This is a genomic window from Streptomyces sp. MMG1533 (genome assembly GCF_001279775.1).
In the GTDB taxonomy this organism is placed as follows: Bacteria; Actinomycetota; Actinomycetes; order Streptomycetales; family Streptomycetaceae; genus Streptomyces.
Map to the genome: position 1 here is coordinate 1 of NZ_LGDG01000132.1, position 397 is coordinate 397.

At 68.3% G+C, this 397-nt stretch carries 1 protein-coding gene; it reads left to right on the top strand.

Going from position 1 to position 397, the window contains the following annotated elements; all coding sequences use genetic code 11:
* Positions 1 to 397: phosphoadenosine phosphosulfate reductase family protein (locus ADK57_RS15405; RefSeq protein ID WP_159050066.1), on the top strand; the 397-nt coding region annotated here is incomplete at both ends.

The following is a 397-nucleotide window of genomic DNA, read 5'->3' on the forward strand; positions in this document are numbered from 1 at the left end:
GGAGTCCGAGGCGGTGCACATCTTCCGTGAGGTGGCGGGCGAGTTCGAGCGGCCGGTGATTCTCTTCTCCGGCGGCAAGGACTCCATCGTCATGCTGCATCTCGCGCTGAAGGCGTTCGCCCCCGCGGCGGTTCCCTTCTCGCTGCTGCACGTGGACACCGGGCACAACTTCCCCGAGGTCCTCGACTACCGCGACCGCACGGCCGAGCAGCATGGGCTGCGGCTCCATGTGGCCTCCGTACAGGACTACATCGACCGGGGTGTGCTGCGCGAACGTCCCGACGGGACCCGTAATCCCCTGCAGACGCTGCCGCTCACGGAGAAGATCCAGAGCGAGCGGTTCGACGCGGTGTTCGGCGGCGGCCGTCGCGACGAGGAGAAGGCCCGCGCCAAGGAG